We start from the raw sequence: 26,096 nt of genomic DNA, 5'->3' as shown, positions 1-26,096 counted from the left end.
ATGATGCCGGGGCGGATGCTGCCGGGTCAGATGATGCCGAAGAGGATTCCTGCCCCGAGGACGACGAGCGATGTCAGGGCCGCCCACTTGACGACGAACCTGGTGTGGTCGCCGAACTCGACCTTGGCCATGCCGACCAGGACGTACACGGCCGGCACCAACGGGCTGGACATGTGCAGCGGTTGGCCGACGAGCGAGGCGCGGGCGATCTCCAGGGTCGAGACGCCGTGGGCGTTGCCGGCCTCGGCGAGCACCGGGACGATGCCGAAGTAGAAGCCGTCGTTCGACATGAAGTACGTGAGCGGGATGCTGAGCACGCCGGTGACGAAGGCCATGTGCGGGCCCATGCCGTCGGGGATGTTGCCGACCAGCCAGGTCGCCATGTGGTCGACCATTCCCGTGCCTTGGAGCACACCGGTGAAGACGGCGGCGGCGAAGACCATGCCGGAGACGTTGAGGACGTTCTCCGCGTGGGCGCCGAGGCGGGCCTTCTGGTCGGGCATGTGGGGGAAGTTGACGGTCAGGGCGAGGGCGGCGCCGAGCAGGAAGAGGACCGGGATCGGCAGCCACTCCATGATCATGGCGGTGAGCAGGGTGACCGTGAGCAGCGCGTTGAACCAGTACAGCTTGGGGCGCAGGGTGGCCCTGTTGGGGTCGAGGCCCTGGAAACCGTCGTCCTCGTCGGGGAGTTCGGCGTCCGCGTCGGCGCCGGAGCCCGAACCACCGCTGCGGGCGCGCTTGTTGTCGTCGCCGCCCGCCGCCACGAGCACCGTCTCGGTCTCCGGCTCCTCCACGAGCACGTCGTCCAGCGTGAGCACGCCGAGGCGCTTGCGCTCGCGGCGGCCGAGGACGTAGGAGAGGACGAGGACCGCCAGCATGCCCACGGCGAGCGCCGGGATCATCGGGACGAAGATGTCGCTGGCGCTGACCTTGAGGGCGGTCGCGGCGCGGGCGGTGGGGCCGCCCCAAGGGAGCGTGTTCATCACGCCGTTGGCCATCGCGGCGACGCCGGTCATCACGACGAGGCTCATCTTCAGGCGTTTGTACAAGGGGTACATCGCCGAGACCGTGATCATGAAGGTGGTCGAGCCGTCGCCGTCCAGGGAGACGATCGCGGCGAGGACCGCCGTACCGACGACGATGCGCAGCGGATCCGCCTTGCAGAACTTGAGGATCCCTCGCACGATCGGGTCGAAGAGACCCACGTCGATCATCACGCCGAAGTAGACGATCGCGAACATGAGCATCGCCGCGGTGGGCGCGAGGCTGGTGACGCCGTCGATGACGTAGTCGCCGAGCTTGCCGCCCTTTCCGACGAAGACGCAGAACAGCGCCGGTATCAGCACGAGCGCCGCGATCGGCGACATCTTCTTCAGCATGATCAGGACCAGGAAGGTCGCGATCATGGTGAACCCGAGGATGGTCAGCATGAGTGGAACACCTAACGTTCGCCTTTGAACTCCCACCAGGGACGGCGGTCCGACGACGTTAGGTCGCGCAAAGCCGCGTTAACAAGATGTTGACGCGCGAGCAATAAGCGCAAAACTCCAGGTCACAGAGGTGCGGTCAGCGCGGCGACCTCCACGGGCACTCCATTGAGCACCGCGTTGCCCGACAGCGGGTCGAGCTGACTGCCGTCGAGCAGCTGGTTCACGTTGACGCCCGGATCGGTGGCGGCGTGGCTGAGCCGGGTGCCGGGACGGTCGTGCCCCCAGCCGTGCGGAAGGCTCACGACGCCCCGGCGCAGGGCGTCCGTGATCTCCGCGGGGGCGGTCACCTCTCCCCCGGCGCCCTTCACCCGGACCGACGCTCCATCGACGACACCCAGCCGCTCCGCGTCGTCGGGGTGGATGTGCAGGGTGCAGCGGTTGGTGCCGCCGGTGAGGGCGGGCACGTTGTGCATCCAGCTGTTGTTGGACCGCAGATGGCGGCGGCCGACGAGGACGAGCCCGTCGGCACGGTCGCTCATCGCTTGCCGGAGCCGGGGCAGGTCGTCGACGATCGGTTGCGGGAGCAGTTCGACCTTGCCGCTGCGGGTCTTGAGCGGCTGCGGCAGGCGGGAGGCGAGCGGGCCGAGGTCGATGCCGTGCGGGTGGGCGAGGAGTTGCTGGAGGGTGAGCCCGTCGGGTCGTACGCCGAAACCGTCGCCGTACGGACCCAGGCGCAGCATCATGTCCAGCCGTCGCTCGGGACCGGTGTCGCCGGTGAGTTGATCGGCGACCTCACGCGGATCGCGGCCGTGGACGGGCGAGTCGGGGTCCTTGACGGCCTTGCCGAGGGTCTGGTCGATGACCATCGCGTCCACGGCGGCGGGGTCGGTGCCGTGCATGCCGCTCGCGGCGAGGATCAACCGGGCCAGGATCTCCGTCTCGGCCATCCGGCCGGGCTCCAGCGGGATCGCGGGGCGGGTGTAGCGGACCTGGTTGCGGACGGCGAGGGTGTTGAACGCGAAGTCGTGGTGCGGGCTTTGGGAGGGCGGGGGCGGCGGCAGCACCACGTCGGCGTGGCGCGCGGTCTCGTTGAGGTACGGGTCGACGCTCACCATGAAGTCCAGCGAGTCGAGGGCCTTGTCGAGGCGGGTGCCGTCCGGTGCGGAGAGCACGGGGTTGGCGGCGACGGCGATGAGGGCGCGGATCGGTTCGCCCTCGGCGGTCGCGGTGTCGATCTCCTCGGCGAGCGCGGACAGCGGCAACTCGCCCTTCGCCTCCGGGTATTGACTCACCCGCGAACGCCAGCGCCCGAGCGCGAACCCTCGGCCTGGTCCGGCGGGCCGGGGTGTCCGGTCGGTGGCGGCCTGCGGGAAGAGGGCACCGCCGGGCCGGTCGAGGTTGCCGGTGAGGATGTTGAGGACGTCGACGAGCCAGCTGGCGAGGGTGCCGTGCGGGACGGTGCAGCTGCCGATACGGCCGTAGACGGCGGCGGTTGGGGCGGCGGCGAGTTCGCGGGCGAGGGCGCGGATCTCGTCGGCGCCCACGTCACAGGCACCGGCGACAGCCTCGGGGGTGAAGTCCTTTACGGCGGAACGGAGTTCCTCAACCCCCTCCACGTGCACAGCCAACTCCCCCATCTCCACAAGGTGTTCGTCGAAGAGGACGTAGGTCATCGCCGCGAGCAGCAGGGCGTCGGTGCCGGGGCGGACCGCGATGTGGCGGTCGGCGAGTTTGGCGGTGCGGGTGCGGCGCGGGTCGATCACGGTGAGGGTGCCGCCGCGGGCCTTGAGTGCCTTGAGCTTGCCGGGGAAGTCGGGGGCGGTGCACAGACTCCCGTTGGACTCAAGGGGGTTGGCGCCGATGAGGAGCAGGTGGTCGGTGTGGTCGAGGTCCGGTACCGGGATCGCGTTGGCGTCGCCGTAGAGCAGACCGCAGGAGACGTGTTTGGGCATCTGGTCGACCGTGGACGCGGTGAAGACGCTGCGGGTGCCGAGGGCGCCGAGCAGGACCGTCGGGTAGAGGGCACCGGCCATCGTGTGAACGTTGGGGTTGCCGAGGACGACGCCGACGGAGTTCGGGCCGTACCGCTCGACGACCGGGCGCAGACCCGCCGCGACCGCGTCGAACGCCTCCTCCCAGGTGGCCTCGCGCAATTCCCCGTCCCGGCGCACGAGGGGGCCGCGCAGCCGGTCGGGGTCATTGTCGACGGCCCCGAAGGAGGCGCCCTTGGGGCAGATGAACCCCCGGCTGAACACGTCGTCGCGATCCCCTCGGGCACCGGTCACCCGGGTGCCCTCGATGGTGAGGGTCAGCCCACAGGTGGCTTCGCACAGGGGGCAGATACGCGGGGCGGTGCGGGACACGGGGCCTCCAGGGGGCTTCGTTGCCTCTTGGCGGCGAGCATACCGAGCGGTATGGGGGGTGGCGAGGGGTACAGGGGGTTGGGTCGGAAACCTGCGGGGGTGGGGCGGGGTCTGTTGGAGGGGCGGATGGGTGCTTGGCCCGGGGGCGGCCGCGAGGCGGGCGAGCCTTCGGGCGCGCGGCCGGAGGCCCGTCCGGTAGCTGCGACGAGCCAGGCGGCACCCGGACCGAAGGTCAAGCCCACACCGGCCGCGCGGGGCAGGCGCGCTGCCCGAGACCCGCCCGGTACCCGCAGAGCGCCACGCCGCCCCCGGACCGCAGGTCAGTCCAACACCCGTGCCAGATACGCCCGCAGCATCTCTCTCGTCTCCCCGATGACCTTCTCGTCGCCCTCCGGCGCGACCCGGAACGCCAGGTGGACGAGGGCGTCGGCGGTTTCCACGGCGATGAGGAAGGTGCGGCGGAGATCCTCGTCGGGCTCGCGGGCGAGGTAGCCGGAGAGGAGGTCGGTGAGGCGGTCGGCGACGCGGATGTTGGGTTCCGCGTGGCCCGAGCCGATGGGGATCTGGTTGCCGAAGTCGACGAGGGAGAAGCCGGGCGCGGTGCGCTTCATCGCGAGGTACTCGTCCAGGACCGCGTCCACGGCCGTCCGCCAGCCCTCCGCGCCCGACTCCTTGAGGCGCTCGGTGACCCGCTCCGTGTACCGCTCCAGGTTGCGCTGGGCCAGCGCGTCGGCCATCGCACGCTTGTTCCCGAAGAAGCGGTAGACCGAGCCGATGGGAACGCCGGCGCGCAGGGCCACCGCCCGGGTGCTCAGCGCGTCGTAGCCGACCTCGTCGAGCAGGTCGGCGCAGGCGTCGAGAATCCTGGTCAGCCGTTCGGCGCTCCGCCGCTGCACGGGCGCACGCCGGAGCGATGTCGTGTGGGGCACGGGCTTCATGATGCCTTTCCGCCGCGGCCAGGTGAAGCGCGTACCCGAGTACGGAATTGGGTGTCCGTAGCACTCATTTCGACCCCTGCGCCGGTGTGGAGCCGGAGCCGGTGGCCTTGCTGCCGTCTGGCGTGGCCTGGGGTGCCGACTCCGTGATGTCCGCCGTACTCTGCACCGGTTTGCCGTGCACGGCCCACACCGTGCCGTCGTCGGCGTAGAGGCGCGCGGTGACGTGGTGGGTGCCGTGCGGGACGAGGTCGGCCGCGAGGTGGTACTCGGGGAGGCGGAGCCGCGCGACGGTGCGGCCGTCGACGAGGAGGCGGACGGTGCCCCGGCCCGCGACCGCGACCGGCTTCGCGCCGGCGGGCGAGAAGCGGAAGTCGTGCACGGTCAGCGTGACGTCCCAGCTGTCGTCCGCGGCATCGGGCTCCACCTCGATACCGACCTCCGGCGCGCCCTTCTTGTCCACTTCGCGGTAGTGCCGGCCCTGCCCGTCCGTCTCGTCGAGCACCTTGCCCACCGGTGACGGCGACACCCGCTCGCCCTTACGCGCATGGGCATCACCGGAGTAACAGCCCGCCGATCCGGCCAGCAGCAGGGCACAGACCGCGAGCGCGGTGAGAACAGCGCGCGACCACGACATGCGGGGGAGACTAGAACACCGGTCCGACAGCCGGATCCCCCTGGAGGCTGGTTCTTCGTCTCCGTGAGTCGGATTTTCCGGCCGCGCCCCTCTTCTTTCCGGCCGCCCCCTCCCCGTCCCCTTGCGCCCGCGAATCCGCAATCCTACGGTGATGCATAGGAATCAGACGGCAGGGAGCAGGCATGAGCGGGGACGCACGCAAGACCGCCGAGGGACTGGCCTACCTCACCGGTTTCGGCAACGAACACAGCTCGGAGGCGGTGCCGGGCGCCCTCCCCGAGGGCCGCAACGCCCCGCAGCGCGCACCGCTCGGCCTCTACGCCGAGCAGCTCAGCGGTACGGCGTTCACCGAGCCGAGGGCGCACAACCGGCGCTCGTGGCTGTACCGCGTCCGCCCCTCGGCCGCGCATCCCGCGTTCACCCGCGCCGACAACGGCTCGATCCGTACGGCGCCCTTCACGGAGACGGTGCCCGACCCGAACCGCCTGCGCTGGAATCCCTTGCCCGACCCCACGCCCGGCACCGACTTCCTGGCCGGCCTGTGGACCCTGGGCGGCAACGGCGACGCGACCCAGCGCACCGGCATGGCCGTGCACCTCTACCACGCCGACGCCTCCATGGACCGTGTCTTCAGCGACGCGGACGGCGAGCTGCTGATCGTCCCGGAGCACGGCGGGCTGCTGCTGCGCACGGAGTTCGGGCTCCTCCATGTGGAGCCGGGACATGTGGCGCTGATCCCTCGTGGGGTGCGCTTCCGTGTGGAGCTGCTGGATGCTTCAGCCCGCGGATATGTGTGCGAGAACTATGGGGCGCCCTTCCACCTCCCCGACCTCGGCCCGATCGGCGCCAACGGCCTCGCCAACGCCCGGGACTTCCGCGCCCCGGTCGCCGCGTACGAGGACGTCGAGGGCCCGGTCGAGGTGGTGAACAAGTTCTGCGGCAACCTCTGGACGGCGACCTACGACCACTCCCCCCTCGACGTCGTCGCCTGGCACGGCAACCATGTGCCGTACGCCTATGACCTGCGCCGGTTCAATGTGCTCGGCTCCATCTCGTACGACCACCCCGACCCGTCGATCTTCACCGTCCTGACGTCCCCGTCGGACACCCCGGGTCTGGCCGGTGTGGACTTCGTGGTCTTCGCGCCGCGCTGGCTGGTGGGCGAGGACACGTTCCGGCCGCCGTACTTCCACCGGAACGTGATGAGCGAGTACATGGGGCTCATCGAGGGTGCCTACGACGCCAAGGCCGAGGGCTTCGTGCCGGGCGGCGGCTCGCTGCACAACATGATGTCGGCGCACGGCCCGGACCGTGAGACCTTCGACCGCGCGAGCGCCGCCGAACTGCGACCGCAGAAGATCGACGACGGGCTGGCGTTCATGTTCGAGACCCGGTGGCCGGTGACGGCGACGGCCCAGGCGGCGCACGCCGATCACCTCCAGCAGGGCTACGACGAGGTGTGGCAGGGCCTGCAACGCCACTTCCGCCCCTCGCACTGACCCCTCGCCGCCGACCGACACCCCGCACACCTCGCACCGACAACTCCCCACCGGTTCACGTCCCTTGCACCGATGCCTCCCTACCGGTACGGATGGCCCCGTGACCTCCTTCGCCCCGGACTCGATCGTCCTGAACCGCAAGCTGCCGCTCTGGTACCAGGTGTCGCAGTCCCTGCGCGCCTCGATACTCGGCCGCTCGCCCCGGGACCCGCTGCGGCTGCCCACGGAGGAGCAACTCGCGGGGCACTACGGCGTCAGCGTGCTCACCATGCGGCAGGCGCTGAAGGAGCTGGAGGACGAGGGCCTGATCACCCGGCACCGCCGCCGGGGCACGTTCATCGAGCCGGACGTCCAGCGGGCCACCCCGGTAAAGCTGTTGGGCTCGGTGGACGCGATCGTCGCCCAGCAGTCCGGCATGACGACGGAACTCCTGGACCACGGCAAGGCACCGGTGCCGCCCGAACTCACCGACCACTTCCCGGACTTGACCGAGGTGGCGACGTACCACCGCCTCCGCAGCGACGAGAAGACCGGCGAGCCGACGAACCACGCCCGCAACCACATCCGCCCCGAACTGGCCGACCGCCTCGACCTGGACGACCTCATCCGCCGGCCGATGACCAAGGTCCTGCGGGACGTCGTCGGCGCGGACATCAGCCGCATCACGGACACGGTCGAGGCCCGCCTCGCCGACCCGGAGACCGCCCGCCTCCTCCAGGTCCCGCTCCTCAGCCCGATCCTGCACTACACGGGCATCACCTACGACACACAGGGCAGGGTCCTGGACGTGGCTGTCATCCATTACCGAGGCGACCGGTTCTCCTTCTCGGTCACCCTCGACGCGTAGACGCTCCGCTGGCCGGCCGGTTCCTCATCTGCGGGCTCGGTGGGGGCTGGTCGCGCAGTTCCTCGCGCCCCTTGAGGGGCGCGACCCCCAACCCGGCTGCCGTAAGCAGGTCGTACGATGCCAGGCGTGACGCACGACGACGCTCCGCTGCTCGCGGACCTGATGCCGTGGTCCGTCGCACCGATCCGGCTCGGCCGGGGGTGGCCGACGGCACCTGACGCGGCAACCCTGAAAGCGCGCTGGGACACCCTGGTGAAGGCCGAAGTCCCCGACCGGGAAGTGCTGTTCGAGCCGACGCGCTCACGCACCCTGCACTCGGCGGTGTCCCAGCTCCCGGGCCAGCCCAGCGGCACGGAGAAGCTGATCCGCGCCACGGGCCCCTGCCCGGAACCGATCCGCGTCCTGCACGCCCCCTTCGACGAGCAGTGGCTGATCCCCGACCACCGCCTGATCGACGTGGCCCGCCCGGAGTTGTGGCGGGTGGCGGACGAACGCCAGATCTTCGTGGTGGAGACCCCGGTCGTCCCCGGCACCTCCGGCCCGTTCCTGCTCGCGTCCTCGATCCTCCCCCTGCTCCGCCCGGGCCGCGTCCGCCCCCTCTACCGCCGCCCCGCAGCCGAGGAACCGAACCTGGCCCCGGGCCTGCTGCCCCACCTCGCCACCCACCTCGGCCACTCCCCCACCCCGGCGGACGTCCTCGCCTGGACGGTGACGACGGCCCGCCCCGGCCCGACCGTCCCCCTGACCCGGAACCCCGAACTCTGGGCACGCGGCGTCGAGTTGGGCCACCGCCTGCTCTGGCTGATGCGCCGCAACGGCGACCGCCCCAAACTCCCCGGCGGCCGACGCCCCTACGTCCGCGCCCCGCTGCCACCCCTCCCCCTCACCCTCCACTACGACCGCGACGAGGAGACCCTCCACCTCGACGAGGGCCGCATCTCCCCGGTACCCCCCGAGTCCTGGGACTTCGAGGTGAGCGGAGTACGGGTACTGGAGCAGTGGTTCAACTCCCGCACAGCGGAGGCCGATCCAGGCACCCTGGCGGCGATCCGCCCCCCGACCTGGCAACAGACGTGGACATCTGAACTGCTGGAGCTGATCACGGTATTGGCGCTACTGGCGGAACTCCGGCCGCAGCAGGAGGAGTTGGAGGTGACGGACCAGATCACGGCAACGGAGCTACGCAAGGCGGGCGTTCTACCGGTGCCAGAGTCGGCACGCCGCCCCGCATCGGTCTTGGACCACCACGAGGAGGGCCCAGAGGGTCAATTCGCACTCATCTGAGACACCTAGGGGCGCGGGGCTGTATTTGATATGCGGCTCCGCCGCGTGGGCGCGACCAGCCCCCACGCGCCCGCAGCCGCCTACAACTCGTCCCCCTGCGGCGCAAACGCATCCAGAACCTTCCCAAGCGCCATATCAAAAACGGCATCCAGATCAATAGGCCCCGGATCCTCCATGAACGCCGCAGCCATCCGCGGATAAGCCCCACCCGCGATCTGACTCCCCAGGTACGCGATCCGCACCGCGTTCTCCTGATCCTCCGACCACGGCAACGCCCGAGACCGCTCAGCAGTCGCCAACTCATTGGTCACGTACATCGTCACGACCCCGTTGAGCATCCCGACAAGCTGCATCTTCGTGCCGTACGACGCCTCGACCGCATCGAGACAGGCGAGACAGTGCTCCAGATACCGCAGCGCATTGGGGCTGAAGCCATACACAGGTGACATCAACCGCGGCAGCCAGGGATGCCGGTGCATCAGCGTCCGCGTCTGATGGGCCACCCGGATCATGTCCGCCCGCCAGTCCCCCGACGGCTCCCACTCCTCGTGCTCGCCGCTGACCGCGTCGACCATCAGCTCGTACAGGTCCTCCTTGCGGGGGACGTAGTTGTACAGCGACATCGTCCCGCACCCCAACTCGGCCGCGACATGCCGCATGGACACCGCGTCCAGCCCTCCAGCGTCGGCGATCCGCACGGCCGCCGCCGCGATGTCCGCGCGGCGGAACGCCGGCTTCGGCCCCCGCCCCGCACGCTCGGGGCGCGCCCAGATCACTTCGGGTACGGCCGCTCGGTCCGCCATTGATCATCACCTCGACCACCATCCTAGTTACGTACACCGTACGTAGTGCGCTATGGTCGACCCATGACTACTACGTACGCTGTACTTAGTGAAGGTCTGGAGAAGCGCTTCGGCGCTGTGCACGCCGTGCGCGGGCTGGACCTGGCGGTGGCCGAGGGCACGGTCTGCGGAGTCCTCGGGCCCAACGGCGCGGGCAAGACCACGGCCGTACGACTGCTCACCACACTGCTGCGGCCCGACGCGGGCTCCGCGCGCATCGCCGGGCACGATCTGGTCCGGGAGGCTTCGGCCGTACGGCGTCGGATCGGCGTCACCGGGCAGTACGCGTCGGTCGACGGCGACCTCACGGGCCGGCAGAACCTGCGCCTGTTCGCGCGGCTGCACCGGGTGCGGGGTCCGGCGGAGCGGGCCGCCGAGCTGCTGGACCGCTTCGGCCTGACCGAGTCCGCCGACCGGCCCGCGTCCACCTACTCCGGCGGGATGCGCCGCCGCCTCGACCTCGCGGCGAGTCTCATACGACGCCCGGACGTGCTGTTCCTCGACGAACCGACGACCGGGCTCGACCCGGCCAGCCGGAACCGGGTCTGGGACGCCGTTCGGGACCTGAAGAGGGAGGGTACGACCGTGCTGCTGACCACGCAGTACCTGGAGGAGGCCGACCAACTGGCCGACGACATCGCCCTGGTGGACAAGGGGCGGGTCGCGCACAGCGGTTCACCGGCCCAACTGAAGGCGCTCATCGGCACGTACGCCGAGGTAGTCGTCGCGCACGCGGACGCCCTTGCGAAGGCGGCCGGTGTCCTCGACCGACTCACCGGCGCCGAGCCGTCGTTCGACCACGAGCGGAACGCCGTCGGCGCGGTCACCGGCGACCCGACACTCACCCTCCCCCGGCTGGTCCGCGAACTCGACGCGGCCGGCGTGCCGTTGCTCGACGCGAGCATGCGGCCGCCGACCCTGGACGACGTGTTCCTGCGCCTGACGGAGAGCAAGGAGTTGGCGGCATGAGCATGCTGGCGTACGACGGCACCGCGATGCTCGGCCGGCAGTTGCGACGGGTGCGGAACAGCCCGGCGCTGGTGATCCTCACCCAGACCATGCCGATCACGATGCTGCTGTTCTTCGGGTACGTCTTCGGCAGCGCGCTCGCGATGCCGGGCGACGCGTACCGCTCCTACCTCGTCCCCGGCCTGCTCGTCGCGACCGCCGCCAACGGCATCATGACGGGCATGTTCCAGGCCGCCCAGGACTCGCACCGGGGCGTGACGGACCGCTTCCGCACCCTGCCGATGAGCAGGGCGGCCGTACCCCTCGGGCAGGCGACCGCCGACCTGGTCGTCACGGCGGCCGGTACGGTGCCGTTCCTGCTGGTCGGTCTCGCGGTGGGCTGGCGGATCGAGGGCTCGGCGCTCCAAGCCGCCGCTGCCGTGGGCCTGTTGCTGCTGTTCCGGTTCGCCTGCGCCTGGGTCGGCATCCTGCTCGGGCTGGCCTCCCGCAGCGAGGAGGCGGCCGGTCAACTCGGCAGCGCGACCTTCATGCTGCCGCTGCTGTCCAACGCGTACATCCCGACGGACCGGCTGCCGGACTGGCTGCGCACCCTGGCCGAGTGGAACCCGATCAGCGCGGTGACAACGGCCCTGCGCCACCTGTTCGGCAACTCCCCCGTGCCCGAGGGCGCCGCCTGGCCGGTGGCCCATCCGATCGCCGGGTCGCTGGCCTGGTGCGCCGCGCTGATCGCCGTGTTCGCGCCGCTCGCCGTACGCCGGTACGCGCACGGCGAGCGGTGAACCGCTACCGCTGAGGCGGCAGTTCGGGGCCCAGTGACGAGAACTTCTCCTGGGACACCACCTGTTGAGGCGGCCAGGTGATGTTGTCCGGTGGCCAGGTCTGGCCGGTCCGCTCCAGGAACCACTCCGGGGGTTCGTACATGGGTGGTTCGTAGCCGTCGGGCAGGGCCGTCCGCCATACGACGCCCTCCGTGCGCTGCTTGAACTCGTCCTTGATCGCCCTGAGTTGCTCCGGCTGGGTGAGCAGGTCGATCGCCGTCGCCGTGAGATAGCGGGCGGCGGCGATGACGGTCGCCCGGCCGGGTGCCGACGCCGCGCAGGACGTGAGGGCCCAGGTGTGCAGCTTGCTGCCGATGGGGGCGAGGGCGGCGCCCATGGAGACGGTCGGGACGTTCCAGCTGATGTCGGCGACATCCGTCGAGCCGCCGCCGAGGAACACAGGGTTGGGCGGGGCGAGTTCGGCGATCTCGGTGTGCAGGCCCTGCTGCGGCAGCCCGAGCGACTCCTGGAGGTCCCGCGCCAACTGCTGCGCCTCCTCGGTGAATTCGGGCGGCCCGAGTTGCCGCATGTTGTCGTACATCAGCTCCGCGAAGGCCCGGGAGGGGAGTTGGTTCCAGCAGGCGGCGGTGATGCGGTGCCGAACCGATGTCTGCGAGGCCTTCGCCGCCGCTTCGGAGACGGCGATCACCTTGTCGAGGAGGACCTGGACGCGGGCGGGGCTGCCCTCGCGGACGTAGTAACTGATCTCCGCGATCTCCGGGGTGACGTTCGGGATGTCACCCCCGTTGTTGATCACCCAGTGGAGGCGTCCGCTCGGCGCCACGCTCTCCTCGCGCAGGAACTCGGAGAGGGTCGCCATCATCACGGCCGCGTCCAACGCGCTCTTGTTGCCGAGCGCGTGGCCGCCGTGCCCGGCCACGCCCAGGAAGGTGAAGGTCACCGCCGTCATCGCGGTGCTGGTGCCCCAGCCGGTGGCGTTGGAGGTCGAGGGGTGCCAGTCGAGGAAGGCGTCGAGGCCGTCGTAGACGCCCTGGCTGACCGCGTAGGTCTTGCCGATCAGGTTCTCCTCGGCGGTGGAGCCGAAGAACCTGACGGTGACGGGGAGTTGGTGTCGCTGCGCGGCCTGCGCCACGGCCGCCGCTGCCGCTGCCGCCGCCGTGCCGAGGGCGCAGTGGCCGCAGCCGTGGCCGGGACCGTAGCCCGGTGCGAAGGGGTCGTGGACGTACTCGCGCGGGTCGTGGTGGCCGACGCCGCTGTGCTGGGAGAGGCCGGGCAGCGCGTCGTACTCGCCGCTGAAGCCGAGGACGGGGCCGCCGGTGCCGTGGGAGAAGGTCGCGGTGAAAGCCGTGGGGAAGCCGGCCGTGCCGAACTCGACCTGGAATCCGGCCTGTTCGAGGAACGCAGCCTCGGCGAGCGACGACTTCCACTCACGGAGGCTGAGTTCGGCGTGCTCCCAGATCTCGGAGTTGAGGGCGGTGATCCGGTCCGTGTGCTCGGCGATCCAGTCCAGCGCGGCCGTCTTGGCGGGGCTGTCCCGGGCCAGGCCCGTGGGCGGGACGTAGGTGGGTGCCGCGATGTGGGCGGAGGCCGCCATCACCGGGTCGGCGGCGGTCGTCGTCTGGTGTTCGTGCTGGTCATGGGGGTCACACACGTGCGCCTCCGGGAGCGGCGAGGATCGGTGCATCAGCCATACGCATCATGCTCCCCACATGACAAAGGTGTCAGGCACGGGACATGATCCCCGGCATGGAGCCCTTGCCCGCGCCCCCGCCCCAGCCTCTCCCTCTGGAGGGCATCACCGTCGTCGCCGTCGAGCAGGCCGTCGCCGCGCCCTTCGCCACCCGCCAACTCGCCGATCTCGGCGCCCGGGTGATCAAGGTCGAGCGGATCGACGGGGGTGACTTCGCACGCGGTTACGACAGCGCGGCCGGTGGTCTGGCCTCGCATTTCGTGTGGTGCAACCGGGGCAAGGAGTCCATCGCGCTCGATCTCAAAGATCCGCGCGGTGTCCACGTCGTACGACAACTGATCGCCGGCGCCGACGTGTTCGTGCAGAACCTCGCGCACGGGGCCGCGGCCCGGCTGGGGCTGGACGCGGCGACGCTGTGCGCGGCGCATCCTCGGCTGGTCGCCGTGGACATCTCCGGGTACGGGGCGTCGGGCCCGTACGCCGACAAGCGGGCCTACGACATGCTCGTGCAGTGCGAGGCGGGGCTGGTGTCGGTGACCGGGACGCCGGAGCAGCCCGTGAAGGCGGGGATTCCGGCCGCCGACATCGCGGCGGCGATGTACGCCTTCTCGGGTGTGCTCGCGGCGCTCGTGCGCCGGGGTGTGAGCGGGCGTGGTGGGCCCGTGGAGGTGTCGATGCTGGACGCGCTCGCGGAGTGGATGGGGCACCCGTTGCATCACGCGATGCACGGTGGAACTCCCCCGGCGCGCACGGGACTTGCGCACGCCGTCATCGCGCCGTACGACGCCTATCCCACGGCGGACGGCGGGAGGGTGTTGTTGTCGGTGCAGAACGACCGGGAGTGGCGGCGGCTGGCCGAACAGGTCATCAGGAGGCCGGAGTTGGGGAGTGATCCCGACTTCGCGACGAACGCCGCGCGGGTCGTGAACCGGGAGCGCACCGACGCCCTCGTCGGTGCGGCGCTGGGTGGGCTCGGCGCCGACGAGGCCGTGGGGTTGCTGGAGCGCGCGGGTGTGGCCTGCGCGCGGCTGAGAGACGTACAACAGCTGGCGGAGCACCCGCAGTTGGTGGCCAGGGAGCGGTGGCGGGAGGTGGGTTCGCCGGTCGGGCCGCTGCGGGCGCTGCTGCCGCCCATCACCTTGCCGGGCGGAGGCGAGGCGCGGATGGGCGACGTGCCCGCGCTCGGGGAGCACACCGTGGCGCTGCTGCGTGCCGTGGGGATGGCGGACACAGAGATCGCAGCACTGCGCCGGGACGGTGTCGCGGCCTGAGCGCGGGCCCCCGGGAACTCCCCGGGGGCGCCGAGGAGTTGCTCAGCGCCCGCCGAACAGCGAGCGGCGCAGCCTGCGCAGTGGCGCGAAGAGCTTGACGCGGCTCACTCGGGTACCTGTGGCGCTGCGTTCCTGCGTGGTGTCACGCGACGTCAGCTCACGCATCAGCGAGGTCGCCTCTGCCGTCTCGCGCTGCGGGACGGCAGGGCCGCCCAGCACCGAGAGATGGCGGTCGAGGCGCGAACTCGTCGCGCTGCTCCCGCACGTGATCGCAGGGACCCTTGCCCTGCTGCGCACTATCTGTTCCATGTCACTCCCCACCCGTACGAGTCCACCCGGCCCGGGCAGGGTAACCCTATCGCCCCAACCGAGCACTCGTGTATCGAGGTCTCAGGATTCACCTTCCCCGTAAGGGTGTTGACGACCCCTCCTTGATTACTCTCCGAATCCAACCGATTTCAGGGCGAGTTGGACAACTGGCTGAGTTGTGGGCTGCGCAGAGCCCCCGTCGGGCTCGACGGTCACTGCGAGTGATGTTGCGGTTTTGTCGAGTCCGGTGGCGACCAAGGGCGTGTCGTCCTTGAAGAGCCCGAGGGAGCGCGGTTGCACATCGGGGCGCATCAGCCACAGTTGATGCACGCGCCCGCTCGGCAGCGCGCCGTATCCGCTCAGGGTGACGACCGCGCGCCCCTCCGAGGCGGAGGCGATCACGCCGATGCTCCGGCCCGCGGTGTCCGCACCGGTGGTCGCGCGGGCGTCGGGAGCTGCGAGAACGTGGGCGATGTCACGTGACTGCGCCTGCGCGGCGTCCAGCTTGTCCTGTGTCTTGTTCGCCTGCACGGCGAACAGCGAGGCCACGACGAGGGCGGCAGTGGCCGTCGCGGTGGCGAACGGCACGAAGAACGGGCGCCGTTGGGGCACGCGGGCGCGCGAGGCCTGCGGCTGTGTGCCCCACACATGGGCCGGCAGCCGGGGTGTGTACTCCCGCGCCTGTGGCTCCCGCACATGTTCCCGCAGCGGTCCGGGCTCCTGCGGGGTCTGCCGTACGGCGGCCAGCACGCGGTCGCGCATGGCGAGCGGCGGCTGGGCCACGGTGGACCAGGCGAGGCGTACCGCGTCCTCGCTCATGGCCCGCACCTCCTCGGCGCAGCGGTCGCAGCCCCTGAGGTGTTTCTCGAACTGGCGGCGCTCGTCGGGTTCCAGGGCGTCCAGGGCGTAGGGAGCCGCGAGCGAGTGGACATCCCCCCGGCCGAACAGTCGGGCGAGAACGCTCATGCGACACCTCCCAGGCAGTCGCGCAGCCGGGTGAGTCCGTCACGCATGCGGGTCTTGACCGTGCCCAGCGGCAGCGAGAGCCGCTCGGCCACTTCACGGTACGTATAGCCGTCGTAATAGGCGAGGGTGACGGACTGCCGTTGCAGCGCCGTGAGGCGGTCCAGGCAGCGGCGCACCAACTGCCGTTCCAGGCCTGCCTCGACCTCCTCGGTCACCTGGTCGAAGGCGGGGTGGTGGGAGCGGCGGGCCTCGCGCTGCTCGCGTTCGCCGGCCGCGCGGGCGCTGCGCACCCGGTCGACGGCCCGGCGGTGGGCGAGGGTGAGGACCCAGGACAGCGCGCTGCCCCGGCCGGGGTCGAAGCGGGCGGCGGACCGCCACATCTCCAACAGCACCTCCTGGGACACCTCCTCGGACTGCGCGGGGTCGCGCACCACGCGGCGCACCAGTCCGAACACCGGCCCGGACACCAGTCCGTACAGCTCCTCGAAGGCCCGCTGATCACCTGCCGCGACCTGCACCAGGAGCTCGTCGGCCTCCACCCGTCCCCCACTCTTCGACCGCACGCGGCCCATCCCCTCATCACATCCCGTCACACGAGGCGTTCGTAGCGAACACCTCTACGGATGGGTTACGGATCAGGGAGCCCAAAACGCGGGTCAAGGGACGGATTGGAAGGCGCCAAAAAAACTTTTCAGGTTTGACCAATCCGCCCCGGCACCTGCTCCGAATCCTCGTGCGTCAGGCAAGTTGGCACTGAGGACGGACGGCATGACACCTATCTCCAGGAGCGGTGCGGGACGCAGGAAGCTCGCGGCCCTCGTATGTGGCGCGCTGGCCGCCGGGGGGCTCGCAGCCGCCGGTACGGCCGCGCTGGAACCGGGAGTGGCCGCGGCCTCCTCCCACCGGGAGGCTCCCCTCATCTCGGGGACCCCGCAGTACGACAACACGGACCTGTACGCGTTCGTCAGTCCGGACAAGCCGGACACCACGACGATCGTGGCGAACTGGATACCGTTCGAGGAGCCCGCCGGCGGCCCGAACTTCTACCAGTTCGCGGACGACGCCCAGTACGACGTGCACATCGACAACAACGGTGACGCGCTGGACGACTTCATCTTCCGCTACACCTTCAGCACGCAGATCAAGAACAAGAAGACGTTCCTGTACAACACGGGTCCGGTGACCAGTCTCACCGACCCGGACCTCAACATCACGCAGTCGTACGACGTCGAGCTGATCAAGCTGAAGAAGGGCAAGGCGGTCTACAAGACGAAGATCGCCGACGACATCCCGGCGGCGCCCTCGGACGTCGGCGACGCGTCGATGCCGGACTACGCCAAGCTGCGGTCGCAGGCGATCTACAAGACGACCAACGGCGGCGCGACCTTCGCCGGTCAGGCCGACGACCCGTTCTTCGCGGACCTGCGCGTCTTCGACCTGCTCTACGGCGGCAACCTGAGCGAGGTCGGCAACGACACCCTCAAGGGCTACAACGTCAACACGATCGCCCTCCAGGTGCCGAACGACCTGATCCGGCAGTCCAAGTCCCGCCCGACCGTGGGTATTTACTCCACGACCCAGCGCAAGAACGCCAAGGGCTACTACACGCAGGTCTCGCGCCTGGGCAACCCGTTGGTCAACGAGGTCGTCAACCCGCAGAAGGACAAGGACAAGTTCAACGCGTCCGAGCCCAAGGACGACGCGCAGTTCCTGAAGAACGTGACCGAGCCCGAGATCCCGAAGCTCATCGAGTCGATCTACAAGATCAAGGCGCCGAGCGAGCCGCGCAACGACCTCGTCAGCGTGTTCCTCACGGGCGTCAAGGGCCTCAACACCGAGCAGCCGTACGCGAAGCCGTCGGAGATGCTGCGCCTGAACACGTCGATCGCACCGGCCGCGCACCCCAAGCGCCTCGGTGTCCTGGACGGCGACAACGCGGGCTTCCCGAACGGGCGTCGGCTCACCGACGACGTGATCGACTCCGCGCTCCAGGTCATGGAGGGTGAACTGGTCGGTTCCAAGAACGACTTGGGCGACGCGGTCGACAAGAACGACAAGGGCTTCGAGAAGTACTTCCCGTACGTCGCCGAGCCCACCTCGGGTTCGCGCGGCCCGCTCGCCAAGGGCACGACCAGCGGCAGCGACGTCAAGAACCAGCTGGGCGACGCGTTGCAGCCGGCGGGTTCGTCCTCCGACAGCAACAACATGATGCTGATGGTCGCGTCGGCGGCCTCGGGTGTCGCCGGCGTCCTGCTGATCGGCGCGGCCGTCGCGTGGTGGCGCCGCCGGATGACCCACCGCCCGTACTAAACCCCCCGACTGGCGCGGCCCGCACTTCACCTTCCCCCACGGTGCGGGCCGCGCCACCCCGTGTTGCGACTTCCTTGAGCAGTACGGCACGGGCACCCGACTTCTTTGAGCAGTACGGCACTTGCCCCACGTATCCCCACGTACCCACCGATCCGCAGATCCACGGAACCACTGATCCACCCAGGCGATGGAGGAACGGCATGGCCCCGCGCGAGAACGACCACAAGCCGCCGAAGGACGAGCAGCCGGCGGCGACACAGCGGGAGTGGGAGCGACTGTGGGAACAAGGGGATGATTCGGGGGACGGGGGCGGAGAGGTGGGCGCCGGGCCGGAGGGTGGTCGTAGCACGAAGGCGGACACCGGACCGGAAACCGAGCGGAGCGCGAACTCCGGAGCCCAGGCCGACAGTCGGCGCGGCGCGGAGTCTGACACCGAGCCGACCGACGCACGGAGCGTCGACTCCGTCACCGGACCGGACGGCGCGCGCGGTACGAAGACGGCCGCAGGGCCGGCGCGTGAGCGGGACGCAGAAGCGGCGGCAGGGGCCGGAGCGGAATCAGCGCCGACCGACAACTCGGTTCACGGCCAGGAGCCGCAAGCCCCGGGCGCCGAGGCCTCCGAGACCGCGGACGCCACCCACACCCAGACTCCCGATGCCTCCACCGAGACTCGTGAAGCTCCGAGCCCCACCGCCGCAGAGTCCCCCGAGCCGACCCCCACCGGCGACGAAACGCCCCCAACTCCCGCGCACGGAAACGCCGATGAACCGGCGCCCTCCCACAACCACGCCACCGCCGACGAACTGGGCGCCCCCCACACCCACGACCACACCGACGGACCGGCCACCACCCACACCCACGACGGGTCAACCGCCCCCCACAGCCACGCGGCCTCCGATGAAGCCCACACTCACCCCCATCCCGGTGACGCGGACCGCATCGCCGCCGTCCGCCGGGTGGCCGCCGCGAGCCGCCGCTGGCGTACCGTCCAACTCGCCGGGTGCGCCGCCCTGTTGGCCGTGGCGATGACCGCCGGGGCCATCGCCATCGGCGCGGCGAAGGACAGCGGTGCCACCGGGGTCGCCGCGTCGAGTGCCGTGTCGCCGGAGTTGCTCGCCAGTGGGAGTCTGGACGCGAGTATCGCCTCGTTGCAGGCTCATCTCAGGACGCAGCCCAAGGACTTCGACGGGTGGGCGACGCTCGGGCTGGCGTATGTGGAGCAGGCGCGGACGAAGGGTGATCCGTCCCGGTACCCGCAGGCGCAGGCCGCGTTGCAGCGGTCGTTGAAGATCTCGCCCGGCAACGAGAACGCCCTGGAGGGTCGCGCCGCGCTCGCCGCCGCCCGGCACGAGTTCGCGGAGGCGCTGACCTACGCGGACCAGGTCCTGAAGGAGAACCCGTACAGCGAGCGCGCCCTGTGCTCGCGGATCGACGCGCTCGTCGAACTCGGCCGCTACGCCGACGCGTCGAAGGCCGCCGACCTCGCCGACGCCCGCAAGCCCGGCGTCCCGGTCTTCACCCGCTACGCGTACGTGCACGAGCTGCGCGGTGACGTGACCACGGCCCGCAAGGTCCTGGAGCAGGCCCTCGCCGCCGCCACCTCCCCCGGCGACATCTCGTACGTGGCCGGCACGCTCGGCCAACTCGCCTGGAACCAGGGCGACTACAAGACCGCGCTGAACGATTACGGCCGCGCCCTCGCCGCCGACGAGAACTACCTCCCCGCCCTGGAGGGCCGCGCCCGTTCCCAGGCCGCCCTGGGCGACCGCGCCGAGGCCATCAAGGGCATGGAGCTGGTCGTCTCCCGCTACCCGCTGCCCCAACCCCTCGTAGAACTCGGCGAGTTGTACGAGAGCCGGGGCGCCGCGGGCGACAGGGCGAAGGCCGACGACCAGTACGCCCTCGTCGACGCCTGGATCGCGCTGGCCCGCGCCAACGGCGTCAACGCCGACCTGGACACCGCGCTCGCCGCCGCCGACCACGGCAACATCAAGTCCGCCCTGAAGGCCGCCCGCGCCGAATGGGCCCGCCGCCACACCGTGCACACCGCGGACGCCCTCGCCTGGGCCCTGCACGTCAACGGCCTCGACAAGGAGGCCCTCCCCTACGCCCGCCGGGCCACGGCCACCAACTACCACAACGCCTCGTTCATCTACCACCTCGGCATGATCGAACTCGCCACGGGCCACAAGGCGGACGGCCGCGCCCACCTGACCAAGGCCCTGAAGCTCAACCCGGGGTTCTCACCGCTCGGCGCGAGCAAGGCCCGTAAGGCGTTGGAGGCGACCAAGTGACGCCGGTCCGACGCCTGTTGGCTTCCGCGGCGACCGTCCTCACGGCCGCGAGCGCGCTCCTCCTGGTCCCCACGGCCACCGCGAGCGCGCACCCCCTCGGCAACTTCACCGTCAACCGCTACGACGGCCTCGTCGTCGCCCCCGGCCAACTGCGCGTCACGCACATCGAGGACCTCGCCGAGATCCCGGCGACCCAGGTCAAGCCGGAGATCAAGCGGTTGGGCATGACCGAGTGGGCCCGGCAGCGCTGCGACAAGGCAGCCGAGGGCAGCAAGGTCACCGTCGACGGCCGTACGGTCGCCCTCACGCCCGGCAGCAGTACCGCGCGCCTGCGTCCGGGGCAGGCCGGGCTCAACACCCTGCGGGTGGAGTGCGGTTCGACCGCCGCGCTGCCCAAGGGGAGCAAGGTCGCCCTCGGCTTCCACAGCGCGGGGCTGACCACCGGCCCGGGCTGGCGGGAGATCACCGCGCGCGCCGACCGGATGACGCTCACCAAGTCGGACGTGGCGACGAAGTCGAACTCGCACGAACTCACCAGCTATCCCAAGGACTTGCTCTCCTCCCCCGACGACACCACGACCGTGTCCCTGCACGCGCGTCCCGGCGGCCCGGCGCTCACCGACGCCGACCAGTCGACGTCGGAACCGCCCGCCGCCTCCGTGCTGCCGCGCGGCGCCGACCGCTGGACGGAGGCCCTGAACAACCTGGTGGCCCGCCACCACCTCACCGTCGGCTTCGCCGCCCTCGCCCTGCTCATCGCGATCGCCCTGGGCGCGATGCACGCGCTCGCGCCCGGTCACGGCAAGACCCTGATGGCGGCCACGGCGGCGGCGCGGGGCGGTCGCGCCCGCCTCAAGGACGTCCTCCCGCTCGCCGCCTCGGTCACCGTCACCCACACCCTCGGCGTGGTCGCCCTGGGCCTCCTGGTCACGGCCGGCTCGGCCGCGACGCCCTCGGTGATCGCCTGGCTGGGCATCGCGAGCGGCGTCCTGGTCCTCTTCGCCGGCGCCAACCTCGTACGCCGTGCCTGGCGCAACCGCCCACGCCCGCAAGCCAGTTCACACCCCCACCCGCATCCCCATCCCCACGATCACCACCAGCACGAGCCCGCCAAGGCCCCCGAGCGCGCCCTGGTCCTGGTCTCCGCGCACGCCGAAGCCGGGTCCACCCACACCGAGACCCACCCGCACCCCCACAGTCACGATCACGGCGACACTCACGATCACGGCCACGACCACCCCCATCCCCACGACCATGGCCACACGCACGACCACGACCACGCCGTAGAACACACGCACGGCGGTTTCACCCACACCCACGAGACCGCCCCCACCGTGCGCGGCACGATCCTGCTCGGCTTCGCCGGTGGGCTCGTGCCGAGTCCGTCCGCCGTGGTCGTTCTCGTGGGGGCCGCGGCGCTGGGTCAGGCGTGGTTCGGGCTGCTGCTCGTCGTCGCGTACGGCGTCGGTCTCGCCCTCACCCTCACCGCCGCCGGATTCGCCGTCGTCAAGCTGGGTACAGGGATGAACCGAGTGCTGGACCGGCGCCCCCGCTGGACCACCAGCCCCATGGCAGTGCTGGTCCGCCGGACCCTGCCGCTGGGATCGGCGCTCGTCGTCGTGGCCCTCGGGGTCGGACTGGTGCTCAAGGGGGCGGCATCAGCGCTCGGCTGAGTTACGTTTGGCGAGAATTCGCCCGGCTGCGAATGGGGGGAGCCCATGTCCGAAGATCCGGGCACTGAACGTGTGATCGCGGGCCGCTACCGGCTCCTGTCCCCCCTCGGTGAGGGTGGGATGGGCACGGTGTGGCGGGCCCGCGACGAGGTGCTGCAACGCGAGGTCGCCGTCAAGGAGGTGCGCGCGCCGGGCGGACTGGCATCCGACGACGTGGAGCGGATGTACGCCCGGCTTGAGCGCGAGGCGTGGGCGGCGGCGCGGGTCGCCAACCGCAACGTCGTGACGGTGTACGACGTGGCGACGGAGGACGGTCGCCCGTGGATCGTCATGGAGCTGGTGCGGGGCGTGTCCCTGGCCGATCTCCTGGACGCCGAGGGGCCGTTGACGCCGCAGCGGACCGCGCACATCGGTGCCGAGGTGCTGGCCGCGCTGCGGGCCGCGCACGACGCCGGGGTGCTGCACCGGGACGTGAAACCGGCGAACGTGCTGATGTCGAACGACGGTCGGGTCGTGCTGACCGACTTCGGTATCGCGATGGTCGAGGGGAGTTCGGCGCTCACCATGACCGGTGAGGTCATCGGTTCGCCCGAATTCCTCGCCCCGGAGCGGGCGTTGGGCCGTACGCCGGGACCCGAGTCCGATCTGTGGGCGCTCGGCGTGCTGCTGTACGCGGCGGTCGAAGGACAGTCGCCGTTCCGTCAGAACACCCCGCTGAGCACCCTGCGGGCCATCGTCGACGAGGAGTTGCCGACCCCGCGGTTGGCGGGGCCGCTCACCCCGGTCATCGAGGGACTGCTGCGCAAGGACCCGGCCGAGCGGATGTCCGCGGAGCAGGCGGAGCAGGATCTGCGGCTGGTCGCGGCGGGCGGTACGCCGCGCGCGTCCACGGCGCCGACGACGCCGTACTCGCCGACGATGGCGGGGTATCCGCAGGACGGCTACTCCCAGCAGGACTCGCGGACGCCACCGCAGCCGGTGCAGGGCTTCGGGCCGCCGCCCGACTCGTACTCGACGCCGACGGCCGCGGACGAACCGCACCGCAACCGGGGGGCGGCCGTCGCGCTGGTCGCGGGGCTGATCGCGCTGGCCCTGGCGATCGGCGGACTGACGTACACGCTGATCAACCGGAACAACGACAAGGACTCGAACGCGGGCCAGGGCACGAGCACCCCCAAGAGCCAGCCCTCGGACAAGACTTCACCCAGCGCCAGCAGCACGACCACGGCTCCGAGCGACACTCCGAGCCCGAGCAGCAGCAAGTCCTCGTCGACGCCGCAGTCGGTGAAGGCGACGGTGGAGGGCGCCAACACCGAGTACTCCGGCAGTTGTCCGCCACCGAACGCGAAGGCGCCGACCTTCACGGCCAGCATCACGGTGGGGAAGCTGCCCGCGGAGGTGTCCTACCGGTGGGTGACGAAGACCGGTTCGGTCTCCAACCCGGGCTGGAAGACGCTGTCGTTCCCGTCGGGCGGCGGGAAGACCAAGCAGGACCGGGTGTTCCTCACGACGTACTCGAACACCGGGACGTTCAAGAACGAGATCAGCGTCGAGATCCGCAGCCCGGTGAAGGCGGAGTCCAACTCCGTGCCGTTCTCGGTGACATGCGTGGCGGAGACCCCGTCGGACGGGGCCTCCGCGTCGGACTCGGCGACGCCCTCGGAGTGAGGGGTCAGACCGCTCCGGCCAGTACCGGCAGATAGCCGCCGGACTGGCCGGCCGCGGTCGGGTGGTACGACTCGGTGATGCTCAGCAGGTTGAGGCTGTGCAGCCAGGAGCTGCCGGAGCAGATCTCGTGGCCGCTGAACGTGGTGCGTACGTCGCCGAAGGTGAAGCCGTGGTCGGCGGCGCGCTTGGCGAGGGCGGCGTCGAGGTAGTCGGCCGCGCCGTTGATGGCGGAGCGCTTGGTCGCGGAGAGGCCGAGGCAGGTGGTGCCGAGTTTGTAGAAGCGCGGGTAGCCGAGCACGACCACGTGCGCGGAGGGGGCTTTGGCGCTGATCGTCGAGTAGACCTTGTCGAGGAGACCGGGGAGCGTCGAGTCGACGTACGTCTTCGCGGTGGCGATCCGGGAGAGGCAGGAGCTGTCGGACTGCAGGACGCAGGTCGTCATGACGTCGCTGAAGCCGGCGTCGTTGCCGCCGACGCTGATCGAGACGAGGCCGGTCGAGGTGCTGAGGGTGCCGAGCTGGTTGGCGAGAACATCACCCGTACGAGCGCCCGAGCAGGCCTTGAAGTCGAACGTCGAGGGTGAATGCGCGGCCGCCCAGAGGTAGGGGTAGGCCTTGGTGCTGCGGTCGCAGGACCCGCTGGAGCTGATCTTGCCGCCCGCGCCGACCCCGGAGGAGTAGGAGTCGCCGAGGGCCACATAGCCGCCGGTGGCGGCCAGTTGGGACGCCTGCGCCGTCATCGCCCCGGTGAGGGCGAGTCCGGCGGCGAGGAGGAGCGAGGTCACGTATGCCGTAAATCGGGAACGTCTCATGGAACCTCCCTTAGCAGGATCTCTGCCACAACTGTCGTAGCAGTGACGCGCGTTGACGGGAAGTGTGCATGCCAATGGAGAGCCCGACGGAGAGGTCGACGGGGCGCTTGATTGCGTGCTCATGACAGCTCTGTGACAGGCCGTCAACTCCCTTGAACCAGACCGGTTCATGACCCAGGCTTTGCTCAGCCTTGGTGCGGAACGCAACGCTCCACGGCCGTGCGCGCGTCAACGCGCGCATCCCCACAGTCGCGCGCCGACCCGGGCGCGCGCCGCCTGGAGGAGGACTCCCTCGTAATGGCACTCCTGCGTAGCAACAAGCTCCGGCTCGCCGCGATCACCGGCGCCGCCACCGCCGCTCTCGTCGGCGGGCTCACCGCACTCCCCGCCCAGGCCGCCCAGGCCACGGGCACGGTACTGGCCGCCGGCTCCCCCACAGCCGTCGACGGCAGCTACATCGTCACCCTCAAGAAGAGCGCCGGCCTCACGGCGTCCTCGACCGCGGGCAAGGGCCTGGTCAAGGAGTACGGCGGCACGGTCACCAAGACGTTCGGCACGGTGCTGAACGGCTACACGGCGAGCCTCTCCGCGACCGAGGCGAAGAGACTCGCCGCCGACCCGGCCGTCGCCGCGGTGGAGCAGAACCAGCGCGTCCACCTGACCGACACCACCCAGTCCAGCGCGCCCTGGGGCCTGGACCGCATCGACCAGGCCGCGCTGCCGCTGTCGGGGACGTACACCTACCCGGACAGCGCGGGCGGCGGTGTGACCGTGTACGTCATCGACACCGGCGTCCGGATCACCCACACCCAGATCAGCGGCCGCGCCGTCTACGGCTATGACGCGGTCGACGGCGACACCACCGCCTCCGACGGCAACGGCCACGGCACGCACGTGGCCACGACGATCGCGGGCTCGACGTACGGCGTCGCCAAGAAGGCGAACATCGTGGCGGTCCGGGTGCTGGACAACAGCGGCTCGGGTACGACGGCCGGGGTGATCGCGGGCATCGACTGGGTGACCTCGAACCACACCACGCCGGCGGTCGCCAACATGTCGCTCGGCGGTTCCGCCTCCACCTCGCTCGACACGGCGGTCGCCAACTCCATATCGAGTGGCGTGACTTACGCGGTCGCGGCGGGCAACAGCAGCGCCAACGCCTCCTCGTACTCCCCCGCCCGGGTCGCCACCGCGATCACGGTCGGCGCCACCACCAGCGCGGACGCCAGGGCGAGTTACTCCAACTACGGTTCGACACTGGACATCTTCGCGCCCGGCTCGTCGATCCTGGCGGGCTACAACACCAGCGACACCGCCACCGCCACCCTGTCGGGCACCTCGATGGCGACCCCGCACGTGGCGGGCGCGGCGGCCGTATACCTCTCGGGCCACACCTCGTCCACGCCGGCCCAGGTCGCCACGGCGCTGGTGAACGGGGCCACTTCGGGTGTGGTGACCAGCCCGGGCACGGGTTCGCCGAACCTGCTGCTGAAGCTCGTCCCGTAACACCCTGCCGCTC

At 70.5% G+C, this 26,096-nt stretch carries 21 protein-coding genes; 11 read left to right on the top strand and 10 right to left on the bottom strand.

Translation table 11 applies throughout. The features are described 5' to 3' along the window. Window positions 1-26: 26 nt before the first annotated feature. The 4 genes from OG194_RS37560 to OG194_RS37545 form a co-directional block, all read right to left on the bottom strand. Entirely contained in the window at window positions 27-1,430 is a 1,404-nt protein-coding gene (locus OG194_RS37560; protein ID WP_327405196.1) for a CitMHS family transporter, read from the bottom strand. Window positions 1,431-1,552: 122 nt separating this feature from the next. After that, on the bottom strand, window positions 1,553-3,793 hold the full coding sequence (locus OG194_RS37555; RefSeq protein WP_327405195.1) for a molybdopterin oxidoreductase family protein: 2,241 nt from the start codon (window positions 3,791-3,793) through the stop codon (window positions 1,553-1,555). Window positions 3,794-4,113: 320 nt separating this feature from the next. Beyond that, window positions 4,114-4,731, bottom strand: a complete 618-nt coding sequence (locus OG194_RS37550; RefSeq protein WP_327405194.1) for a TetR/AcrR family transcriptional regulator — start codon at window positions 4,729-4,731, stop codon at window positions 4,114-4,116. A 64-nt stretch (window positions 4,732-4,795) separates the two neighbouring features. Beyond that, window positions 4,796-5,365, bottom strand: coding sequence for a hypothetical protein (locus tag OG194_RS37545; RefSeq protein ID WP_327405193.1), 570 nt, complete (start codon window positions 5,363-5,365; stop codon window positions 4,796-4,798). A gap of 182 nt (window positions 5,366-5,547) precedes the next feature. Between OG194_RS37545 and hmgA the strand changes: the two genes are divergently transcribed. The 3 genes from hmgA to OG194_RS37530 all read left to right on the top strand — a co-directional run bounded on the left by hmgA (window position 5,548) and on the right by OG194_RS37530 (window position 8,995). Continuing rightward, window positions 5,548-6,864, top strand: coding sequence for a homogentisate 1,2-dioxygenase (hmgA, locus tag OG194_RS37540; RefSeq protein WP_327405192.1), 1,317 nt, complete (start codon window positions 5,548-5,550; stop codon window positions 6,862-6,864). Between the two features lie 100 nt (window positions 6,865-6,964). Beyond that, window positions 6,965-7,711: a GntR family transcriptional regulator gene (locus tag OG194_RS37535; protein ID WP_327405191.1), complete on the top strand. Its 747-nt coding sequence runs from the start codon at window positions 6,965-6,967 to the stop codon at window positions 7,709-7,711. Window positions 7,712-7,828: 117 nt separating this feature from the next. Continuing rightward, complete coding sequence (locus OG194_RS37530; protein WP_327405190.1) at window positions 7,829-8,995, top strand: type ISP restriction/modification enzyme; 1,167 nt, start codon at window positions 7,829-7,831, stop codon at window positions 8,993-8,995. Between the two features lie 80 nt (window positions 8,996-9,075). Here the strand turns inward: OG194_RS37530 and OG194_RS37525 are convergent, their stop codons facing one another. After that, window positions 9,076-9,798, bottom strand: coding sequence for a TetR/AcrR family transcriptional regulator (locus OG194_RS37525; protein ID WP_327405189.1), 723 nt, complete (start codon window positions 9,796-9,798; stop codon window positions 9,076-9,078). Between the two features lie 63 nt (window positions 9,799-9,861). Between OG194_RS37525 and OG194_RS37520 the strand changes: the two genes are divergently transcribed. Together OG194_RS37520 and OG194_RS37515 are read left to right on the top strand one after the other, a co-directional pair. Next, a complete protein-coding gene (locus tag OG194_RS37520; RefSeq protein ID WP_327405188.1) occupies window positions 9,862-10,806 on the top strand; it encodes an ATP-binding cassette domain-containing protein in 945 nt (314 codons plus the stop codon). Then, entirely contained in the window at window positions 10,803-11,585 is a 783-nt protein-coding gene (locus tag OG194_RS37515) for an ABC transporter permease (RefSeq protein WP_327405187.1), read from the top strand. The genes OG194_RS37520 and OG194_RS37515 overlap by 4 nt, the downstream gene beginning before the upstream one ends. 4 nt (window positions 11,586-11,589) lie before the next feature. On the opposite strand, the gene OG194_RS37510 is transcribed toward OG194_RS37515, so the two are convergent. After that, complete coding sequence (locus tag OG194_RS37510) at window positions 11,590-13,236, bottom strand: amidohydrolase (protein ID WP_327405186.1); 1,647 nt, start codon at window positions 13,234-13,236, stop codon at window positions 11,590-11,592. Window positions 13,237-13,319: 83 nt separating this feature from the next. Between OG194_RS37510 and OG194_RS37505 the strand changes: the two genes are divergently transcribed. After that, a complete protein-coding gene (locus OG194_RS37505; protein WP_327405185.1) occupies window positions 13,320-14,546 on the top strand; it encodes a CaiB/BaiF CoA transferase family protein in 1,227 nt (408 codons plus the stop codon). A 42-nt stretch (window positions 14,547-14,588) separates the two neighbouring features. Here OG194_RS37505 and OG194_RS37500 read toward each other — a convergent pair whose 3' ends face one another. The 3 genes from OG194_RS37500 to OG194_RS37490 all read right to left on the bottom strand — a co-directional run bounded on the left by OG194_RS37500 (window position 14,589) and on the right by OG194_RS37490 (window position 16,360). Then, entirely contained in the window at window positions 14,589-14,855 is a 267-nt protein-coding gene (locus tag OG194_RS37500) for a hypothetical protein (protein WP_327405184.1), read from the bottom strand. 126 nt (window positions 14,856-14,981) lie between these two features. Then, complete coding sequence (locus OG194_RS37495) at window positions 14,982-15,821, bottom strand: anti-sigma factor (RefSeq protein WP_327405183.1); 840 nt, start codon at window positions 15,819-15,821, stop codon at window positions 14,982-14,984. Further along, window positions 15,818-16,360 carry a sigma-70 family RNA polymerase sigma factor gene (locus OG194_RS37490; protein ID WP_019059221.1) on the bottom strand — a complete coding sequence of 181 codons (543 nt, stop codon included), beginning with the start codon at window positions 16,358-16,360 and terminating at the stop codon, window positions 15,818-15,820. Before OG194_RS37490 ends, OG194_RS37495 begins: the two co-directional genes overlap by 4 nt. A gap of 229 nt (window positions 16,361-16,589) precedes the next feature. Between OG194_RS37490 and OG194_RS37485 the strand changes: the two genes are divergently transcribed. The 4 genes from OG194_RS37485 (at window position 16,590) to OG194_RS37470 (ending at window position 23,766) form a co-directional block, all read left to right on the top strand. Next, on the top strand, window positions 16,590-18,131 hold the full coding sequence (locus OG194_RS37485; protein WP_327405182.1) for a DUF4331 domain-containing protein: 1,542 nt from the start codon (window positions 16,590-16,592) through the stop codon (window positions 18,129-18,131). A 200-nt stretch (window positions 18,132-18,331) separates the two neighbouring features. Continuing rightward, window positions 18,332-20,425, top strand: a complete 2,094-nt coding sequence (locus OG194_RS37480; protein ID WP_327405181.1) for a tetratricopeptide repeat protein — start codon at window positions 18,332-18,334, stop codon at window positions 20,423-20,425. Continuing rightward, window positions 20,422-22,098, top strand: a complete 1,677-nt coding sequence (locus OG194_RS37475; protein ID WP_327405180.1) for a HoxN/HupN/NixA family nickel/cobalt transporter — start codon at window positions 20,422-20,424, stop codon at window positions 22,096-22,098. Before OG194_RS37480 ends, OG194_RS37475 begins: the two co-directional genes overlap by 4 nt. Before the next feature lie 45 nt (window positions 22,099-22,143). Continuing rightward, the gene (locus OG194_RS37470; RefSeq protein WP_327405179.1) at window positions 22,144-23,766 is read left to right on the top strand and encodes a serine/threonine-protein kinase; all 1,623 of its coding nucleotides are present in this window, start codon (window positions 22,144-22,146) and stop codon (window positions 23,764-23,766) included. A gap of 4 nt (window positions 23,767-23,770) precedes the next feature. Here OG194_RS37470 and OG194_RS37465 read toward each other — a convergent pair whose 3' ends face one another. Further along, window positions 23,771-24,577 (bottom strand): SGNH/GDSL hydrolase family protein, encoded by an 807-nt coding sequence (locus OG194_RS37465; protein WP_327405178.1) that lies wholly within the window; start codon window positions 24,575-24,577, stop codon window positions 23,771-23,773. Window positions 24,578-24,874: 297 nt separating this feature from the next. Between OG194_RS37465 and OG194_RS37460 the strand changes: the two genes are divergently transcribed. Next, window positions 24,875-26,083 (top strand): S8 family peptidase, encoded by a 1,209-nt coding sequence (locus OG194_RS37460; protein ID WP_327405177.1) that lies wholly within the window; start codon window positions 24,875-24,877, stop codon window positions 26,081-26,083. Window positions 26,084-26,096 lie beyond the last annotated feature (13 nt).

It is taken from the genome of Streptomyces sp. NBC_01288 (assembly GCF_035982055.1).
Lineage (GTDB): Bacteria > Actinomycetota > Actinomycetes > Streptomycetales > Streptomycetaceae > Streptomyces.
The sequence above is the reverse complement of the archived record's forward strand: the minus strand, read 5'-3'. Positions and strand labels throughout refer to the sequence as shown.

Coding starts and splice junctions, on each gene's coding strand:
- OG194_RS37465 (WP_327405178.1), bottom strand. CDS start 24,577: ATGAGACGTTCCCGATTTACGGCATACGTGACCTCGCTCCTCCTCGCC.
- OG194_RS37460 (WP_327405177.1), top strand. CDS start 24,875: ATGGCACTCCTGCGTAGCAACAAGCTCCGGCTCGCCGCGATCACCGGC.
- hmgA (WP_327405192.1), top strand. CDS start 5,548: ATGAGCGGGGACGCACGCAAGACCGCCGAGGGACTGGCCTACCTCACC.
- OG194_RS37525 (WP_327405189.1), bottom strand. CDS start 9,798: ATGGCGGACCGAGCGGCCGTACCCGAAGTGATCTGGGCGCGCCCCGAG.
- OG194_RS37470 (WP_327405179.1), top strand. CDS start 22,144: ATGTCCGAAGATCCGGGCACTGAACGTGTGATCGCGGGCCGCTACCGG.
- OG194_RS37530 (WP_327405190.1), top strand. CDS start 7,829: ATGCCAGGCGTGACGCACGACGACGCTCCGCTGCTCGCGGACCTGATG.
- OG194_RS37545 (WP_327405193.1), bottom strand. CDS start 5,365: ATGTCGTGGTCGCGCGCTGTTCTCACCGCGCTCGCGGTCTGTGCCCTG.
- OG194_RS37495 (WP_327405183.1), bottom strand. CDS start 15,821: ATGAGCGTTCTCGCCCGACTGTTCGGCCGGGGGGATGTCCACTCGCTC.
- OG194_RS37485 (WP_327405182.1), top strand. CDS start 16,590: ATGACACCTATCTCCAGGAGCGGTGCGGGACGCAGGAAGCTCGCGGCC.
- OG194_RS37505 (WP_327405185.1), top strand. CDS start 13,320: ATGATCCCCGGCATGGAGCCCTTGCCCGCGCCCCCGCCCCAGCCTCTC.
- OG194_RS37500 (WP_327405184.1), bottom strand. CDS start 14,855: ATGGAACAGATAGTGCGCAGCAGGGCAAGGGTCCCTGCGATCACGTGC.
- OG194_RS37520 (WP_327405188.1), top strand. CDS start 9,862: ATGACTACTACGTACGCTGTACTTAGTGAAGGTCTGGAGAAGCGCTTC.
- OG194_RS37515 (WP_327405187.1), top strand. CDS start 10,803: ATGAGCATGCTGGCGTACGACGGCACCGCGATGCTCGGCCGGCAGTTG.
- OG194_RS37480 (WP_327405181.1), top strand. CDS start 18,332: ATGGCCCCGCGCGAGAACGACCACAAGCCGCCGAAGGACGAGCAGCCG.
- OG194_RS37550 (WP_327405194.1), bottom strand. CDS start 4,731: ATGAAGCCCGTGCCCCACACGACATCGCTCCGGCGTGCGCCCGTGCAG.
- OG194_RS37560 (WP_327405196.1), bottom strand. CDS start 1,430: ATGCTGACCATCCTCGGGTTCACCATGATCGCGACCTTCCTGGTCCTG.